The 15,382-nt window shown below is 67.0% G+C and carries 17 protein-coding genes; 2 read left to right on the forward strand and 15 right to left on the reverse strand.

The features are described 5' to 3' along the window. The 6 genes from NHG85_RS19285 to pobA all read right to left on the reverse strand — a co-directional run. A partial coding sequence (locus tag NHG85_RS19285) for an alpha/beta fold hydrolase (RefSeq protein WP_253335364.1) occupies window positions 1-601 on the reverse strand: 601 nt, incomplete at its 3' end. Next, window positions 598-1,440 carry a 3-oxoadipate:acetyl-CoA acetyltransferase gene (locus tag NHG85_RS19290; RefSeq protein WP_253335365.1) on the reverse strand — a complete coding sequence of 281 codons (843 nt, stop codon included), beginning with the start codon at window positions 1,438-1,440 and terminating at the stop codon, window positions 598-600. The genes NHG85_RS19285 and NHG85_RS19290, both read right to left, overlap by 4 nt. Before the next feature lie 10 nt (window positions 1,441-1,450). Further along, window positions 1,451-2,053, reverse strand: coding sequence for a protocatechuate 3,4-dioxygenase subunit alpha (pcaG, locus tag NHG85_RS19295; RefSeq protein ID WP_253335366.1), 603 nt, complete (start codon window positions 2,051-2,053; stop codon window positions 1,451-1,453). After that, on the reverse strand, window positions 2,053-2,805 hold the full coding sequence (pcaH, locus tag NHG85_RS19300; RefSeq protein WP_253335367.1) for a protocatechuate 3,4-dioxygenase subunit beta: 753 nt from the start codon (window positions 2,803-2,805) through the stop codon (window positions 2,053-2,055). The genes pcaG and pcaH overlap by 1 nt, the downstream gene beginning before the upstream one ends. 23 nt (window positions 2,806-2,828) lie before the next feature. After that, window positions 2,829-3,206, reverse strand: coding sequence for a 4-carboxymuconolactone decarboxylase (pcaC, locus tag NHG85_RS19305; protein ID WP_253335368.1), 378 nt, complete (start codon window positions 3,204-3,206; stop codon window positions 2,829-2,831). 22 nt (window positions 3,207-3,228) lie between these two features. Further along, window positions 3,229-4,398, reverse strand: coding sequence for a 4-hydroxybenzoate 3-monooxygenase (gene pobA / locus NHG85_RS19310; protein WP_253335369.1), 1,170 nt, complete (start codon window positions 4,396-4,398; stop codon window positions 3,229-3,231). 94 nt (window positions 4,399-4,492) lie between these two features. Here pobA and pcaQ point away from each other — a divergent pair, with 94 nt between their 5' ends. Beyond that, a complete protein-coding gene (gene pcaQ / locus NHG85_RS19315; RefSeq protein ID WP_253335370.1) occupies window positions 4,493-5,410 on the forward strand; it encodes a pca operon transcription factor PcaQ in 918 nt (305 codons plus the stop codon). 274 nt (window positions 5,411-5,684) lie between these two features. On the opposite strand, the gene NHG85_RS19320 is transcribed toward pcaQ, so the two are convergent. From NHG85_RS19320 to dctP, 8 genes are all read right to left on the reverse strand, one after another. Continuing rightward, complete coding sequence (locus NHG85_RS19320) at window positions 5,685-6,542, reverse strand: shikimate dehydrogenase family protein (RefSeq protein WP_253335371.1); 858 nt, start codon at window positions 6,540-6,542, stop codon at window positions 5,685-5,687. Between the two features lie 3 nt (window positions 6,543-6,545). Continuing rightward, window positions 6,546-8,069, reverse strand: coding sequence for a tripartite tricarboxylate transporter permease (locus NHG85_RS19325; RefSeq protein ID WP_253335372.1), 1,524 nt, complete (start codon window positions 8,067-8,069; stop codon window positions 6,546-6,548). Beyond that, complete coding sequence (locus NHG85_RS19330) at window positions 8,066-8,584, reverse strand: tripartite tricarboxylate transporter TctB family protein (protein ID WP_253335373.1); 519 nt, start codon at window positions 8,582-8,584, stop codon at window positions 8,066-8,068. The genes NHG85_RS19325 and NHG85_RS19330 overlap by 4 nt, the downstream gene beginning before the upstream one ends. Window positions 8,585-8,666: 82 nt before the next feature. Then, window positions 8,667-9,662, reverse strand: a complete 996-nt coding sequence (locus tag NHG85_RS19335; RefSeq protein ID WP_253335374.1) for a tripartite tricarboxylate transporter substrate binding protein — start codon at window positions 9,660-9,662, stop codon at window positions 8,667-8,669. 275 nt (window positions 9,663-9,937) lie between these two features. Further along, window positions 9,938-10,888 (reverse strand): dihydrodipicolinate synthase family protein, encoded by a 951-nt coding sequence (locus NHG85_RS19340; protein WP_253335375.1) that lies wholly within the window; start codon window positions 10,886-10,888, stop codon window positions 9,938-9,940. A 26-nt stretch (window positions 10,889-10,914) separates the two neighbouring features. Beyond that, on the reverse strand, window positions 10,915-12,210 hold the full coding sequence (locus NHG85_RS19345) for a TRAP transporter large permease (protein ID WP_253335376.1): 1,296 nt from the start codon (window positions 12,208-12,210) through the stop codon (window positions 10,915-10,917). Next, window positions 12,207-12,776 (reverse strand): TRAP transporter small permease, encoded by a 570-nt coding sequence (locus tag NHG85_RS19350; RefSeq protein ID WP_253335377.1) that lies wholly within the window; start codon window positions 12,774-12,776, stop codon window positions 12,207-12,209. Before NHG85_RS19350 ends, NHG85_RS19345 begins: the two co-directional genes overlap by 4 nt. A 66-nt stretch (window positions 12,777-12,842) precedes the next feature. Further along, window positions 12,843-13,850, reverse strand: a complete 1,008-nt coding sequence (dctP, locus tag NHG85_RS19355) for a TRAP transporter substrate-binding protein DctP (protein ID WP_253335378.1) — start codon at window positions 13,848-13,850, stop codon at window positions 12,843-12,845. 122 nt (window positions 13,851-13,972) lie between these two features. Between dctP and NHG85_RS19360 the strand changes: the two genes are divergently transcribed. Beyond that, complete coding sequence (locus tag NHG85_RS19360) at window positions 13,973-14,659, forward strand: GntR family transcriptional regulator (protein ID WP_253335379.1); 687 nt, start codon at window positions 13,973-13,975, stop codon at window positions 14,657-14,659. Between the two features lie 105 nt (window positions 14,660-14,764). On the opposite strand, the gene NHG85_RS19365 is transcribed toward NHG85_RS19360, so the two are convergent. After that, window positions 14,765-15,382, reverse strand: a 618-nt coding sequence (locus NHG85_RS19365) for an MFS transporter (protein ID WP_502213731.1), incomplete at its 5' end; no start/stop codon positions are given.

Raw genomic sequence — 15,382 nt, forward strand, 5'->3', positions numbered from 1 at the left:
CGATGCCGCGCGCGGCATCGGTCAGGTCGGCGTCGCGGATCGCGCGACACACGGCGGCGTAGCCCGCGGCGGGGGTGCGCGTCAGCATCGCGTGCCAGCCCACCATCGCGGCGGGGTTGGCTCTGCGGTAGCCGGGCGAGAGCCAGCGTTCGAGGATCGGTCCCGCGATCGCGGCGATGCCCTCGCGCTCGACCGTCTCGATCCGGCTGTTCCAGGTCGCGTCGGTGCCGATCCTGTGGCCGGTGTTCGACAAAAGCAGCCCCGCGACGAGATCGGGCCGGTCCATCGCGAGCTGCTGCGCGATCATGCCGCCAACGGAAACGCCGCAGATCAGCGCGTCCGACAGCCCGTGCAGATCCATCAGCCCGGCAAGATCGGCCGCATGTCCCTTCATCCCGACCGGCCCCTCCTCCGACAGGCCGTGACCGCGCTTGTCCCACATCAGGAGTGGTGTTTCGGGATCGAGCCCCCCCACGACCGCCTGCCAGATCCGCATGTCGGTGCCGAGCGAATTGGCAAAGACCACCGGACGTCCCCGCCCCTGGCGGATCGCGTGATGCAGCGTGGCGCCATTGGGCGCGGCGAAGCGCAGCCCGCTCATGCCAGCCCCTCCGGCATGCGCAGGCCGAGGATCTCGCGCGCCTGCTGCCATGTCGCTACCGGCCTCTCGTGCTTTTCGCTCAGATCGGCGGCGCGCCTGACCAGCGCGGCGTTCGAGGGCGCGAGCGTGTCGCGGTCGAGCCGGACATTATCCTCTAGCCCGGTGCGGGTATGCCCGCCCTTGGCGATAGCCCATTCATTGATGGTGAGTTGCGCCGCGCCGATGCCCGCGGCGCACCATTGCGCGTCCGGGGCGAGGCGTTTCAGCGTTTCGATGTAGAAATCGAAGATCGGTTCATCGACCGGCATGGCGTTCCTTACCCCCATCACGAACTGAACGTAGAGCGGCCCCGCGATCCGCCCCTCCTGTGCCATCCGCGCCGCCTGGACGATATGGCTCAGATCGAAAGCCTCGATCTCGGGCTTCACGCCGTAGTTCAGCATCTCCGCGGCCAGCCAGTCCACCAGATCGGGCGGGTTCTCGTAGACCCGCGTCGGAAAGTTGTTCGAGCCGACCGAGAGCGAGGCCATGTCGGGCGCAAGCGGCAGCATCCCGCCGCGTTCGCGCCCCGCGCCCGAGCGGCCGCCGGTCGAAAGCTGCACGATCATGCCGGGGCAGTGCCTTTCGATCCCCTCCTTGAGCCGGGCGAAGCGATCGGGGTCCGAGGTGGGGCGGCCCTCGTCGTCGCGCACGTGGCAATGCGCGATGGTCGCTCCCGCCTCGAAGGCCTCCTGCGTGCTCTCGACCTGCTCGTCGATGCCGATCGGCACCGCGGGGTTGTTGGCCTTGGTCGGCAGGGAGCCGGTGACCGCGACGCAGATGATGCAGGGGCCGGTCATGGGGTGTTCCTCAGATGTCGAAGAAGATCGTCTCGTCTTCACCTTGCAGGCGGATGTCGAAGCGGTACACCCCGTCGCCCTCGGGCCGGGCCATCAGCGTGCCGATCCGGTCGCGGTGCTCGATCCGCGCGAGGATCGGGTCGGTGGCGTTGGTCTCGGCCTCGTCGGCGAAATAGAGCCGCGTCTGCAGCCCCAGATTGATGCCGCGCGCGACGATCCAGACCGAGACATGCGGCGCCATGAGCCGCCCGTCGCGAAACGCCACCGGCCCGGGCTTCACCGTCTCGAAGGCGAACTCGCCCGTCTCCATGTCCCCCGCCTGACGGCCCCAGCCGGCAAAGGCCGGGTCGGCGCCGTCCTGTCCGGGATAGCGGCCCTGCGCGTCGGCCTGCCATATCTCGACCATCGCGTCGCGAAGCGCCGCGCCGGTCCCGTCGAACACGGTGCCGCGGATGGTGATCCGCTCGCCCTTCGCCTCGCCGGTGATCATGCGATGCCCGAGGTCTTCGTCGTAAACCCCTTCTATTTCTGCGAAATTCGGCAGAGCGCCGATATGCACATAGGGCCCCGCCGTCTGGCTCGGGCTTTCCTTCAATCTTTCGATGCGTTGCATCACAGCCCCTCCATGCGGTTCTCGAACAGGGTCTGGCGGCGGCCGCGCAGCACGATGTCGAAGCGGTAGACCCGCGCATCCATCGGGATCGTGGCCTCCATGTCGAGCCTGGCCACCAAGCTTTCGATCCCTTCGCGCGAGGGGATGGTGCCCACGATCGGGCAGTGCCAGATCATCGGGTCGCCGTCGAAATACATCTGGGTGATCAGCCGCTGGCCCCAGCTTTGCCCGAAAACCGAGAAATGGATATGCGCGGGCCGCCAGTCGTTCGGCCCGTTGGGCCATGGATAGGGCCCGGGCTGGATGGTGCGGAACTCGTAATTTCCGAACTCGTCCGTGAGGCAGCGCCCGCAGCCGCCGAAATCGGGGTCAAGGGGCGCGAGATAGCCCTCCTTCTTGTGGCGGTAGCGCCCGCCCGCATTGGCCTGCCAGACCTCGACCAGCGCATGCGGCACGCCGCGCCCGTCCTGGTCGAGCACCCTGCCCTGCACCACGATGCGCGGCCCGATCGCACCGTCGGGGGACTTGGCGTAGTTGTGGATCAGGTCGGCGTCCAGCTGCCCCAGCATGTCATGGGTGAAGACCGGGCCCGTCTCCTCGCTCAGCGTGGTGGGAAAGGAGATCGGCGCGCGCATGGGCGAGCGCGCCACGGAGGTCTTGTAGGGCGGGGTCAGCGGCGCGGGGTGCCAGGCGCGGTCGCGCGCATAGAGCCCCCCGCCAGCCCGGTCTTGCCCGCCGGGGGTCTGGGTCACGGGCGGCTTTCGGCCAAAGGTGCTCATGCCGCCCCCATCTCCTCGAAGGTCCTCTTGGCGATGCCGATGGCATGGTTGGCGCGCGGCACGCCCGCATAGATCGCCACATGCATCAGCGCCTCGAGCACGTCCTCGCGGCTCGCGCCGGTGTTGGCCGTGGCGCGGACATGCAGCGCCAGCTCCGCATCGTTGCCCAGACCCGCCAGCAGCGCGATGGTCAGCATCGAGCGCTCGCGGTCGGTGATCGTGCCGCGGCTCCAGACATGGCCCCATGCGGCCTCGGTGATCATCTCCTGAAATGGCGCGTCAAAGCCGTCCTTGGCCGCCTCGGCCCGGTCGACATGGGCATTCCCCAACACCCGCCGCCGCGTCGCCATGCCCTGTTTCATCCTCTCGCTCATCGCGTGGCTCCTTCCCCGGCGCTCAATATGGCAGGCCGACATAGTTCTCGGCCATCGCGGTCTGCGCGGCCCGGTTGCTTTTGAGGAACTCCAGCTCGGCGCGCTGCATCCGCAGGTCGAAGGCGCTCTGCTCAGGGTAGCGGTGCAGCAGCGAGGAGAACCACCATGAAAAGCGCTCCGCCTTCCAGACCCGCGCCAGCGCCCGTTCGGAATAGCGGTCGATGCCCTCGGGGTCGCGCTCCTCGTAGAACTGGCGCAGCGCGTTGTAGAGGTAATGCACGTCCGAGGCGGCGGTGTTGAGCCCTTTGGCCCCGGTCGGCGGCACGATATGGGCCGCGTCGCCACACAGGAACAGGCGCCCCCAGCGCATCGGTTCGCATACGAAGCTGCGCAGCGGCGCGATCGACTTCTCGATCGAGGGCCCGGTGACGAGGTTCTCCGCCACCTCCCCGGGCAGCCGCCGCTTCAGCTCCTGCCAGAAGGCGGCATCGGTCCAGTCCTCGGGCTTGTCGCTGAGCGCGCACTGGATGTAGTAGCGGCTGAGGTTCTCGTTGCGCATCGAGCACAGGGCGAAGCCGCGCTCGGAATTGGCATAGATCAGCTCGTCATTGACGGGCGGCGTCTCGCTGAGGATGCCCAGCCAGCCGAAAGGGTAGGTCTTCTCGTATTCGCACCGGACCGCAAGCGGGATCGCCTGGCGGCTCACACCGTGATAGCCATCGCAGCCCGCCACGAAATCACAATCGATCCGGTGCTCGGTGCCGTCCCGGCGAAAGGTGACATGCGGCTTCGCGCTGTCGGCGTCGTGGATCTCGACCTGCTCGACCTCGAACTCGATCCTGCCATCCGCCTTCTCGCGCGCGTCGTAGAGATCACGCGTCACCTCGGTCTGGCCATAGACCATGACCGAATGGCCCGTCAGCGCCTTGAAGTCGATGTGGAACATGCCGCCCGGATGCGCGATCGAGGTGCCGTCATGCGGATGGCCCTCGCGCTCCATCCGGTCGGCGATGCCCGCCTCGCGCATCAGGTCGAGAAGCCCGCGCTCCAGCACACCCGCGCGGATGCGGCCCAGCACGTAATCGCGGGTCTTGCGTTCGAGCACGATGCTGTCAATGCCGCGCACATGCAGGAGCTGCGACAGCAAGAGCCCCGAAGGTCCGCCGCCGATGATCACGACCTGGGTTCGCATATCTCTCCTCCCGATGATTGCCGGCAGGGTATTCAGACGATATGTGCAAGTAAAATGAAGTTGTGAGCAGGTTACTTGCCGGATCGGAAATGAAATGGATCGCCGCATCAAGCTTCGCCATATCGAGATCTTTGTCGAGATCACCCGCCAGCGCAGCTTCAAGCTCGCCGCCGAGCGGCTGAACCTCACCCAGCCGGCGATCTCCAAGACGCTCAAGGAACTGGAGGTCATCCTCGGCGCCGATCTCATGACGCGCGACCGCGGCGGCGTGACGCTGACGCGCGAGGGGTCGGTGTTCCTGCAGTTCGCCGAGATCGGCCTCGCGGCCCTGCGGCAGGGGGTGACGAGCCTCGGCGAGATCGCCTCGGGCAGCGCGGCACGGATCGCCGTCGGCGCCCTGCCCTCGGTCGCGGCCAAGCTTTTGCCGCAGGCGGCGCGATTGTTGCAGGACTACGCACCCGGCGCTCTCCTGCATGTCGAGGACGGCCCGCACGGCTTTCTCACCGACCGGCTGCGCTCGGGCGAGCTCGACATGGTGGCCGGGCGGCTCGGTGAGGCCGAGACCATGACCGGGCTGAGCTTCACCCGGCTCTATTCCGAACATGTGGTGGCGGTGGTGGTGCCGGGCCATCCGCTGGAGCGGGCCGAGGATCTTTCGGCGCTGCGCGACTGGCAGGTGGTCTACCCGTCCGAGAGATCGGCGATCCGCCCGCTGGTCGACCGGGCGATGATCGCGGCCGGTGCGGGGATTCCGCCGAACCGGATCGAGAGCGTCTCGGGCGCCTTCGGCCGCAGCATGGCGCTCGACGACAGGCGCGCGGTCTGGGTCATCAGCCACGGCGTGGTCGAGCGCGACATTGCCGCCGGCCGGCTCAAGGCGCTGCCGATCGACATGCAGGCCACCGCCGGCCCGGTCGGCATCATGATGCGGGCCGAGGAAGAGCCGATGCCGGCGCAGCGGCTGATGCGTCAGGCTCTGGTGGAGGCGGCACGGCAGCAGAACCTGGTGTGAACCGTCGGGCATGGGGTGATGCCGACCGCGTCGATGCGCCGTAAAGTCACGGGCCGCACCGGACCGGCAAGGCGGAACGGCGCGTCATAGCCACAATCGTCGCCGTGGCGCTCGACGATCACGATGAACAGCCCGCCCGGCCCCGGCGCGCTTGCTCGAATTCACGAAGATCTTCGGCGGCCCTGGCGGTGCCCCCGACCGCGTACGGGGCAACCGACGAACAGACAGGCATCAGGACAACGCCGAGCTCCTGCATCGGCACGAGGGCGCATGATCAATCCTCCCTGAGACGGGCGCGCAAGGCCTCCGCGTCGAGACTGTGGCCGGTAAAGAGCTTCGAGGCGTGGAGGCCCTGGTAGAAATAGAGCTCCCATCCCGAGATGATCTGCAGGCCCCCGGTTGCCGCATCGAGAAGGAAACGCGTGTGCTCCGGCGTATAGACCGCGTCGAAGGCCCAGGATGCACCAGCCATGGCCTTTCGCGGCAGCGGCGTGCCGGGGTGCCCCTCCATGCCCAGTGGCGTGCAGTTGATCAGCCCATCGGCCCCGTGGCACGCCCCTTCCGCGTTCTCGTGAACCTCGATCGCGATGCCCGGCGCCGCGGCGCGCAGTTCGCTTGCCAGCACCTCGGCCTTGGCGCGGTCACGATCCATCAGCCGCACCACCGCCGCGCCGAGGCCGGCCAGACCGAAGGCCACGGCTCGTCCGACCCCGCCGGTGCCGATCATCAGCACCGTGCCCGGCGGCGTATCGCCCCGGACGCGGGCATAGGCCGCCATGAAGCCGGTATGATCGGTGTTGTGGCCCTTCGGGCCGTCGGGCTCGAACAGCACCTTGTTGACCGCGCCGATACCGCGCACCAGCGGGTCCTCGACCATCACCTTCTTGGCCGCGATCTCCTTGTAGGGATAGGTCACGTTGATGCCCCGGTATACCCGGCCGCAATCGGCGAAGACGGCGTGGAAATCGCGCTTCAGATCGGCGGGGATCAGGCTGTCGTAGGTCGTGGGCCGGCCGAGCATCTCACCGGCGATGCGGTGCAGCAGCGGCGAGCGCGAGGCGCGGATGTTGTCGCCGATCAGGCCGAGGCGAAGCGTCGGGGCATGAGGGGGCATGGCAGTGTGGCCCTGCATGGATCAGATCCCGTCGCCGCTGGCGCGCAGCGCCGCCCGGCGGGCGCGCCAGCCGGTCCAGACCGGGGTCTGGCTGAAGAAGACGAACAGCACCGCGAGCAGCAGCACCAGCGACAGCGGGCTGGTGACGATGCCGCGCAGCAGCAGGCCGAGGCTCTCTTGGTCGGAGATGATCGCACGGCGCCAGTTCTCGTCGATCAGGCGGCTCAGGATCACGCCGAGGATGACGGGGCCGAGCTGGTAGCCATAGGTCTTGAGCAGGTAGCCGAAGGCACCGAACAGCAGCATCCAGTAGACATCGGTGATCGCGTTGTTCACGGCATAGGCGCCGACGATCGACAGCAGCAGGATCAGCGGGATCAGCACCGTGCGCGGCATCTCGACGATCCTGGTCAAGAGCCGGATTCCGGTCAGGCCGAAGATCAGCATGAAGACATTGGCCAGCATCAATGCCCCGGTGATGAACCAGAACATCTGCGGCTGCTCGATCATCAGCATCGGGCCGGGGTTCAGCCCGTGGATGAACAGCGCGCCGATGATGATCGCGGTCACCGCGTCGCCGGGAATGCCCAGCGTCAGCATCGGGATGAAGGCGCCGCCGACGGCGGCGTTGTTGGCGGTCTCGGGCGCGACCAGCCCCTCCTGCGCCCCCTCGCCGAACGGCACCTCCGGGGCCTTGGTAACCCGCTTGGCATGGTCATAGGCCATGAGCGCCGCGATATCTCCACCCGTTCCGGGCAGCGCCCCGATGATGACGCCGATCGAGGAGGTCTGGACCGAAAGTGGCAGGACCTTCCGGATCGCGCCCCAGCTCGGCACGATGCGGCCGACGGTCTGCTTGATCGCGGCCTTGTCGACGTGGTGCAGCTGCGTCAGCGCCTCGGAGACGCCGAACAGGCCGATCATCACCGCGATGAAGGAGATGCCGCCCCAAAGTTCGACCACGCCGAAGGTGAACCGCTCCTGCGCGGTGAGCGGATCCAGCCCGACCGCCCCGATCAGCAGGCCGAGGCTGCCGGCAAAGATCCCCTTGAGCAGGCTCTCGCCCGAAAGCGAGCCGACCAGCAGGATGCCGAGGATGGCCAGCAGCATGTAATCGCGCGGCTGGAAGGTCAGCGCGAACTCGGAGACGAAGGGCGCCGCGAAAGCGAGCACGCCGATCCCGATGAAGCCACCGACGAAGGACATGACGGTCGACAGGCCGATCGCCTCGCCCGCCTGCCCCTTCTGCGCCAGAGGGTAGCCGTCGAGCGCCGTCGCGATGGCCGAAGGCGCGCCGGGGATGTTGAGCAGGATGGCGGTGCGCGAGCCGCCGTAGACCCCGCCCATGTAGATGCCGACCATCAGGCACAGCGCCGGGTAGACCTCCCAAGCGAAGGTGAAGGAAATCAGGATCGACACCGCCATGGTGACCGAGAGACCCGGGATCGCGCCCACGTAGATGCCCGCGAAGGTGCCCAAGGCCACGAGGCCCAGAAGCTTGGGATCGAACCAGGCGATGGTCAGATATTGCAGCGCTTCGATCATGGCGCGCCCCCGCTCGAGAACAGACCGCCCAGCCATGCCAGGATCTCGCCTTCGGGCACGATGCCCTGGGGCATCAGCACGGTGAAGACGATGCGGAAGACCAGGTAGACCAGCGCCAGCGAGACCAGCGAGACGCCGAAGCTCCAAGCGAGGCCGCGCCTGCGCAGGCCGAGGATCGAGAGCGTCAGGAACGCCAGAGAGGTCGGCAGGAACCCGAGCGGCTTCAGCAAGAACGCATAGCCCAGCATCATCGCGAACATGATCAGGATGACGGGGGGCGCGATGTCGGTGAAGAAGCGCAGCGGCGCGCGATCCGCAACGCGCAGCGTCCTGAACAGGATCGGCCCCGAGGACAGCAGCATGGTGAAGGTCACCGCCATCGGGAAGGCACCGGGCGAGGACAGCGCCTCGAACCCCGCGATCCCCCAGGCCTGCCAGAGCAGGAAACCGCTCAGCCCCACGAGAAACAGCGCGAAGGCGGTTTCTCCCGGCTTCTTCTTGGTCGGCTCAGGCATGGGTGTGTCCTCGCTGACAGCGCCATGGTCGAAAGATCGCCGGGCCGTCGCGCGGCGCGCGGCGGCGGCCCGGCGTGCGCGCCTACTCGGGGCGCGGAATGCCGAACTCTTCGGGAGAGGTCTTGGCGATGCCCGCGTCATGCACGAGCCAGCTCGTCACCGACTGCCACTTGTCGAGAAAGTCCTGCGCCTGCGCGCCCGAGATGTTCATCACCTCGAAGCCGCGATCCTCCATCAGCTGTTGGAACGCCTCGTTCTCGACACCGGCCGAGTAGGCCTCGGTGAGCTTGGTGACCACCTCGTCGGGCGTGCCTTCCTTGACGAAGACGCCGAAGAACGGGCCCCAGGGGAGATAGGTCTCGAACGCGGGATAGGTCTTGGTGATCGGGGCCAGATCGGGCAGCGCCTCGTTGGGGGAGACGTCGATCAGCGCGATCGGCTTCATCCGCCCGGCGCGGATCCCTTCGATCGCGGCACCCAGCACGGCAGGCATCACGTCGATCGCGCCGCCCTGCAACGCGGTCAGCGCCGGGCCGTCCCCGTCATAGGGCACCGAGGTGACCGGCAGCTCCATCTCGCTTTGCAGCATCGCCACGACCACCGAGGCCAGCCCGCCCGGCCCGGTCGAGCCGAACTTCACCGACCCGGGGTTCTCCTGAACATGGGTGACCATCTCTTCGAGCGTGTCGAAGGGCGCGTCGGTGTCGGCCACGAGGATCGGCACGCCGCGGGCCAGCAGGTTGATCGGCGTGAAGCTCGAATAATCCGTCTCGCCAAGACCCATCACCTTGTAGAGCAGCGGGTTTTCGGCACCCATCAACAGGGTATATCCGTCGGCATCCTGCGCCGAGGCGAACTTCACCGCGATCGCGCCGACACCACCGGTCATGTTCTGCATGACCACCTTGCCGCCGAGGGCATCCTCGGCATGCGGCGTGACCGCGCGCATCACCGTATCGGTGGAGCCGCCTGCGCCCCACTGGATGATGCCCCTAATTTCCTTCTCGGGGTATTCGGCCATCACGGGCGTGGCGGCGGCGGCGAGCGCCGCGAGCGCACCGACGAAAATCGATTTCATGGTATCCTCCCTTGGATCCTTTTTCCGGCGGACGCTCCCGCCCCTGCGGTTGGGTGGGGTGTCGCGACACCCTCCTGTAATCTCGAATGCCCAAAGGTCCATGTCTTTGACATCGCGTCAATCACCTGACCTGCGATGCTGGCGGCGGGTCGGCGTCTGTGTGTGGGTCTGGACCGGTGCAAAGCATCCTTGCATCGATCGGCGCAGCCTCACTCCGGCCTCACCGGCGGGTTTCATCAGGATCACGCTCAAGGGGCCGGCGAAATCGGCTGCGTTCACCCCCGGCCCGCCGGAGAGGGCAGTGCAGCGATCCGCGTCCGGAACCGGTCAGCCCCTTCCATGATCTGGTCGAGCACGGCCCCGATCGCCCAATGCCGTTCGCCGAGCTCATAGGGCACCACCCGGCTGTGCGCGCTCTCGAAGGTGCCGATGCGGTTGTGGAACGCCTTCGCGAGCTTGGGATAACCGAACGGTTCGCACATCGCCGAAAGCACCAGGAAGGTGTCGAGTTCTTTCGCCAGGTCGGGATGCGCGGCGCCCTGATCATGGAGCCAGCGATAGAGATCGGGGTGGAAGTTGTTCATGATCCCCGAGAACCCCTGCCCGCCCGCCTGCATGATTGGCCAGGCCAGTGCCGCGTTGGCGTTGTTGATGGCCAGCGGCGTGCCCCGGACGAGCGCGAGCCGGCGTTTGACCGTTTCCAGATCGCATGAGACGTCCTTGAGGAAGTCGAAACGCCCGTGCTGCGCGCACCATGTCAACTCATCGTCGGTGAGCAGACGACGGTAGGGCGCCGGGCATTCGTAGAGGCCGAAGCGTGTCGTCTCGGGCAGCGCAGCGATCAGCGTTTCGAGACGTGAAACCAGCGTGCCGGGCGCATCGTCCGGCGCGGCCAGGCGGTTGGTCACGAAGACCACCGCATCGACCCCGGTGGCCGCGATGGCGGAGAGTTCCTCGATCTGATCCTCCGGCGCGTCGGAGACATGGCCCGATGCGACGACCGGCACCCTGCCCGCCACGCGATCGACGGTGAACCGGGCAAGATCGCGACGCTCGGCGAGGCTGAGGTATTGCATTTCGGAGGATTGGCAGACCGCGAAGAGCCCCTGCGCCCCGTGAGCGAGATACCATTCGATCAGCCGTGCATAACCGTCCCAGTCGATGGTGTCGGCCTTTGTGAAGGGGGTGATCACGACGGGAAAGATGCCAAAGACGGGAGCGGTCATGGAGGGGGACTTTCGATCTGGTGAGGTCAACCGGCATATCCCATCAGGCGGGGCAGCCAGAGAGTGATGCCGGGAAACAGGATGAGCAGCAGCAAGGCGAAGATCAGCACCGCGAGGAACAGCCAGATCTCGCGGATGATCTCGGCCAGCGGAATGCGGGTCACGGCGTTGATGACGAAAAGCAGAATGCCATAGGGGGGCGTGATGAGCCCGATCATGCAGTTGACGATCGCCACCACGCCGAAGTGCACGAGGTCGATGCCCAGCTCACGACAGCTGGGCAGGAACAGCGGGATGATCACGAGAATGATCGTCGAGGCGTCGAGCACGCAGCCCAGAAGCAGGATCAGAAGGTTGACGCCGAGCAGGAAGGCCAGCGGAGAAACGTCGAGCCCGACGAGGGCCTGCGCCACACGGCCGGGGATGTTCTCGGAGGCGACGATGTAATTGAGGATGAGTGCGCCGCCGATCACCAGACCGATGGCCGCCGAGGAGCGGGCCGAGGAGACGAGGATCTCGTAGAAGGCGGCGATCGTCAGCGACCGGTAGAACGCGGCCGCCAGGATCAGCGCGTAGAAGGCGGCCACGGCAGCGGCTTCGGTCGGCGTGGTGACCCCGCCGTAAATTCCGTAAAGCAGGATGGCCGGCATCATCAGCGCCGGAAAGGCGCGGAAGGTGGTGCGCGGCAGATCGCGCAACGGCGTCGGCTCCTCGAGCGCGAAATTCCGGCGACGCGAGATCCACAGGTTCATTGCCATCAGGACGAGCCCCATCAGAAGCCCCGGCAGGATCCCCGCGAGAAACAGAAAGCCGATCGAGCTGCCTGAGACCAGGGCATAGAGTACCATCGGGATCGAGGGCGGAATGATCGGGCCGATGGTGGCCGAGGCGGCGGTCATCGCGGCGGCGTAGCCGCGCGAGTAGTGTCCGGACCGGGTCATCATGTCGATAATCACCCGGCCGATCCCCGCGGCATCGGCCACCGCCGAACCCGACATGCCCGAAAACACCAGCGACGCCACGACATTGACATGCCCGAGACCGCCCCGGAAGCGTCCGACCAGAGCCACGCAGAATTGCAGCAGGCGATCCGAGATCGTGCCCGCGTTCATGATGTTGGCCGCCACGATGAACAGCGGCACGGCCAGGAGGATGAAGCTCTGGTAGAGCCCGTCCATCAGCACCTTTCCGGCGATCCCGATGCTCTGACCGGCTGCGAGGAGATAGGCGAAGGCACCGATCAGGATCGCATAGGCGATGGGCAGGCCGATTGCGGCGAGGCCGAACAGCACCGCCAGGCAGGCAAGAAACGCCAGGCTCACCGGCGCTCCCCCCGATCGCCGTCGATCCCGAGGTCGGGCTCGGGCACACCGTGGCGGAAGGCCTGCCACACCACCCAAAGATAGCGGCCCGTCACGGCGACGAGGAACAGCATGTAGATGATGTAGATGTCGCGCATGCGGATCCAGTCGCCGAACAGGTCGGCCAGGGTCGCCGTCTGCTTGAGGCGCAAGATCGCGAAGCGGTCCCAGGTGGGACCGATCGACAGCGTGAGACCGACGACCACGGCCAACCCGCCCACGATCACGAAGACACGCCTGACCCGGGGCCCGACCTTCAGCGCCAGGATGTCAAAGCTGACATGGTCGCGATCGCGCACCACGAAGGCGTTGCCCCAGAAGATCAGCCAGACCCAAAGCGCGAGGCAGAACTCCAAGGTCCAGCCGTAGAGAGCGGGATCGAGCAGGGGCACCGCGTCGACGAGACCTTCGACGCGCACGCCGTAACGAATGGCCACCTGCAGGATGAAGGTGGCGAACATCAGCCCCATGAAGGCTGCAGCCACCGCCTCGGCGGCGCGCCGCGAGACTGCGAGAAGATCCGCCATGATCCAAGCTCCGGTTGCGCGGTGTGACGACCGGGCAGCCCCTGCCGCCCGGCTCTCCTCATGAGATCACTCGCCGAGTGCGTTGACCTGCTCGAGAACGCCTTCGGGCCAGTCGGCGGCATAATCGCTCTCGAGATACTGCGCCTGCACGTGCTCGCGGAACGCCGCGAGGTCCGGCTCATAGATTTCGAGCCCCTGCTCTTCCAGGAAACTGACGAGTTCGGCCTCCTTGGCGAGCTGCGCCTCGCGTCCGACGCGCGCGGCGTCGGTGGCCGCCTGCTGCAAGGTGGCCTGCTGATCCTCCGAGAAGGCGTCCCAAACCTCCTTGGAGATCGCGAGGTAGTTCAGGTCGACGAGATGGCGCGTCAGGGCGATCTGCTCCGTGACCTCGTAGAACTTGGCGTCGACGACGGTGGGGAGCGGATTGTCCTGGCCGTCGACAGAGCCGGTCTGGAGCGCGGTGTAGACCTCGGTGAAGGCCATGGGAGTCGGGTTGGCACCGAGGGCCCGCCCCAGGAACTGCCAGGCATCGGTGCCCGGCATGCGCAGGTTCACCCCGGCCAGATCATCCGGGGTTTGGACATCCCGCTCGGAGCGCGGCATGCGCAGGTTCACGTGGCGCTCGCCCAGATACATCACCGCGAGCAGCTTCACCCCCAGCTCATCCTCGACCTTCTGCTTGAAGGGATCCATCAGCGGATCGTCGAAGACCGCGACCTGGTGGTCGGCGTCCTGGTGCACGTATCCTGCAGTGAAGATCGAGAACTCGGGAAAGAAGGTCGCAAGCTCCTGCGCCGAGGTGATCGACATGTCGAGGTCGCCGCTGGCGATGGCCTCCAGTTCGGAGCCCTGCGCGATCAGGGAAGCATTGTAATGCGGCTCATAGCTGGCGAATTCCGATATGGCCGGGCCGAACACCTCGGCCAGCGCGATACTGCGCTGGTCGGTGTCCGATGCGGGTGTGGACAGGCGCAGCGCGACCTTCTCCTGGGCAAGTACGCCCTGTGGGGCAAGGGCCAGTACTCCGGCGATGGCGATGGCGCTGGTGGTCAATCTGCGGCGGGTGATGGTCATGGCGTCGGTCTCCTCCCGATCTATGTCTCCCTGCGGCAAGCGACCGAAAAAACAGCCACTCACGTCTCGACACATCACTGACATGTCAGTAGCATGTCAAGCACCGATTTACGGAGTTCCGGATGCCTGATGCCCCGAGCGACAGCCATGGCGCGCCCTCGCTGAGGCGCCGCGCCTACGAGCAGGTGACCGCGCTGCTGGACGAGGGGCGCCTGCGCCCGGGCGAGATCGTTTCGCAACGCCGCCTGATGGAGATTACCGGCGCCACCCTCGGGGCGATACGGGAGGCCGTGCCCCGGCTCGAAGCGGACGGGCTTCTGGTGACCGTCCCCAAGAAGGGGCTGATGGTGCCCAGCCTCGACGTCAGTTACGTGCGCAACGCCTACCAGGTGCGCCGAATGATCGAGCTCTCCGCCCTGCCAGACATGTTGACGCGGATCGACGCGGCCGAGGTGTCGGACTGGCTCGACTGGCATCGAAGCCTGGTGGAGGAGATCGAGGCATCCGGCGGCATTGCCAGCACCGAGCAGCTCGGCCGACTGCAGGCCCGCGACTGGGACATGCACTCCCGTTTCGTGTCCAGCATGGACAACGTCCTGATCGACGAGATCTACCGCGTGACCATGATCAAGATCCGCATGGCGGTGCAGTCGCGGTTGCGGGTGACGGGCAACAATGCCCTCCGCGTGATCCGCGAGCATCTAGCCATTCTGGAGCCGCTGGCGCGCCGCGACGCCGAAGCGACCGCCGTTGCCCTCGAACGCCATATCGCGATCTCCCTTGCCCTCGCGCTCGGCGCCTCCCCTTGACGCACCGCCGCTCTGCGATCGGCGCGGGACCTCATGGGTTCCCGGTGGGGTGGTTCGGAACCTGCATTCCCGGTGCCAGGCTTCCCAGCAGCGCCGACATGAGCCTCATGTTTCTACCGCCTCTTCGCCGCGCCCCTCGGAGGGCACATGGCGCGGGCCAAGCCATAGCCCCGTGGCAGTGAGCAGGGCGGCCGTGCCGAGAAAGACGCCCCGGCTGCCGATGGCGTCGAGAACGGATCCGGCCAGCATCGGCCCGAGCGCGCCACCGAGCGCCATCGCCAGCAGCACCGCCGTGAAGCTGAGCGAGGGCAGTTCGGGAAAGAGCTTCGCGCTCCAGAACGACAGCAGCGCGCTGATCGTCATGACCCCGGCCCCTTGCAGCATCGCCGAGCCCAGGGCGGCGAGCGCGGCCTGCGGGATCAGCGCGATGAGCAGGGCCGAGGCCACGCCGGCGGCGAAGATCACGCGGATCAGCCACGCGATCCCGCAGCGTTCGACCAGCCATCCGGTGGCCAGCCCCAAACCGCCGCCCAGCCCATAGGCGAGGAACATCAGCGGCCCGGTCGTCCCGCCGCCCAGATCGGCCCCCGCGCGCGCCGCGGCATCCACCGCGAAGGAGAACCACACCGCAGCACCCAGCCCGAAGGAAAAGGCGGCGAGGGCGAGGGGCAGGATGTCCCGGCGCAGCAGCGACCGCCATGCGCCCAGCGGCTCGCCATCTCC

This window comes from Limimaricola litoreus (assembly GCF_024159025.1).
Taxonomy (GTDB): Bacteria; Pseudomonadota; Alphaproteobacteria; order Rhodobacterales; family Rhodobacteraceae; genus Limimaricola; species Limimaricola litoreus.

Bases quoted from the DNA above. Each gene is read 5' to 3' on its own strand.
- NHG85_RS19290 (WP_253335365.1), bottom strand. From the start codon at position 1,440: ATGACCGGCCCCTGCATCATCTGCGTCGCGGTCACCGGCTCCCTGCCG.
- pcaG (WP_253335366.1), bottom strand. From the start codon at position 2,053: ATGCAACGCATCGAAAGATTGAAGGAAAGCCCGAGCCAGACGGCGGGG.
- pcaC (WP_253335368.1), bottom strand. From the start codon at position 3,206: ATGAGCGAGAGGATGAAACAGGGCATGGCGACGCGGCGGCGGGTGTTG.
- pobA (WP_253335369.1), bottom strand. From the start codon at position 4,398: ATGCGAACCCAGGTCGTGATCATCGGCGGCGGACCTTCGGGGCTCTTG.
- pcaQ (WP_253335370.1), top strand. From the start codon at position 4,493: ATGGATCGCCGCATCAAGCTTCGCCATATCGAGATCTTTGTCGAGATC.
- NHG85_RS19320 (WP_253335371.1), bottom strand. From the start codon at position 6,542: ATGCAGGGCCACACTGCCATGCCCCCTCATGCCCCGACGCTTCGCCTC.
- NHG85_RS19325 (WP_253335372.1), bottom strand. From the start codon at position 8,069: ATGATCGAAGCGCTGCAATATCTGACCATCGCCTGGTTCGATCCCAAG.
- NHG85_RS19330 (WP_253335373.1), bottom strand. From the start codon at position 8,584: ATGCCTGAGCCGACCAAGAAGAAGCCGGGAGAAACCGCCTTCGCGCTG.
- NHG85_RS19335 (WP_253335374.1), bottom strand. From the start codon at position 9,662: ATGAAATCGATTTTCGTCGGTGCGCTCGCGGCGCTCGCCGCCGCCGCC.
- NHG85_RS19340 (WP_253335375.1), bottom strand. From the start codon at position 10,888: ATGACCGCTCCCGTCTTTGGCATCTTTCCCGTCGTGATCACCCCCTTC.
- NHG85_RS19350 (WP_253335377.1), bottom strand. From the start codon at position 12,776: ATGGCGGATCTTCTCGCAGTCTCGCGGCGCGCCGCCGAGGCGGTGGCT.
- dctP (WP_253335378.1), bottom strand. From the start codon at position 13,850: ATGACCATCACCCGCCGCAGATTGACCACCAGCGCCATCGCCATCGCC.
- NHG85_RS19360 (WP_253335379.1), top strand. From the start codon at position 13,973: ATGCCTGATGCCCCGAGCGACAGCCATGGCGCGCCCTCGCTGAGGCGC.